Here is a 1013-nt window from a genome sequence, read left to right as displayed (position 1 = left end):
AGCGTGAAGTGTGCTTTAAAGGACGTTGATAATTATGAAGGTAACTAAAAGAGAACAAGTATTAATAGGAGTTTTATTAATAGTGTTATTGTGTTATGGGTTTTATAATTTTGTTTACATGAAACAAAATCAAAAGATAACTGAATTAAAAGCTAGTAAAGATTCATATTCACAAAAATGGAACTTAGCTAAGTCAAAGATAACGTCAGAAAATGAAAGAAAAGAACAGTATAAAAATTTAAATTCTAAAATATTTAATGCAACAGGTATGCTATTTCCATCACTAGAGCAGGAAAAAATCATAGTTGTATTAGATAAAATGATTAAAGATAGTAATCTTCAAGCAGATGTATTAGCTTTTTCAGAAGTAAATAGTGGAAACAATCTTGTAGATACGACAAAAACTGTAAACAATGAGGATAAAAATAAAAATACTACTAATGAATTAGACAAATTAGTAAACGACTTTAATGGAACTTCTAAAAACGAAACTACTAGTACTGCTAGTAAGAGCGCTAATGACTCAAGGATTATTGGTGCATATAAAATGGAAGTTACACTTAAATTTAAGGGTGTGTATGATGAACTTATAAGTTTTATAGAGCAAGTAGAAGATTACGATAAAAAGATAATTATAAAAAGCATAACACTAACTGGAGCTGAGGGCAGTGGAGTATCAGGAAATCTTATATTAGAGTTTTATGGTGTTCCTAAACTCAATAATAATGATGACTTTAAGTGGAATTATAAAAAACCTATCGGTAGTGAAAATCCTTTTTTTCAAAGTCCGACTACATCACTAATTAATAATGAGATAACAGCAAAAAATGGGGATAAAACTGTGGCAAAAGATGAAAGCACTGTAGCAAATGATGATAGCAAGAGTGACTTTGTTTTATATGCAAAACCCAAAACATCTGATTTGCACACTGTAACAATAGAAAAGGGAAAAGATGATTCAAAAAAATCATATATTTATGTTGATAATGAAGGAGTAGAGTTAGTAGACTTTT

At 28.8% G+C, this 1013-nt stretch carries 1 protein-coding gene; it reads left to right on the top strand.

Annotation, left to right across the window (positions count from 1 at the left end; translation table 11 throughout):
• Positions 1–34 precede the first annotated feature (34 nt).
• Positions 35–1013 (top strand): hypothetical protein (locus tag KPL50_RS26540; protein WP_216301460.1); only part of this gene is annotated, 979 nt, incomplete at its 3' end.

The organism is Clostridium sp. CF012 (assembly GCF_018861755.1).
GTDB lineage: Bacteria > Bacillota > Clostridia > Clostridiales > Clostridiaceae > Clostridium_AD.
Note: the sequence above shows the minus strand (reverse complement) of the source record. Positions and strands in the feature narration are given on the sequence as shown.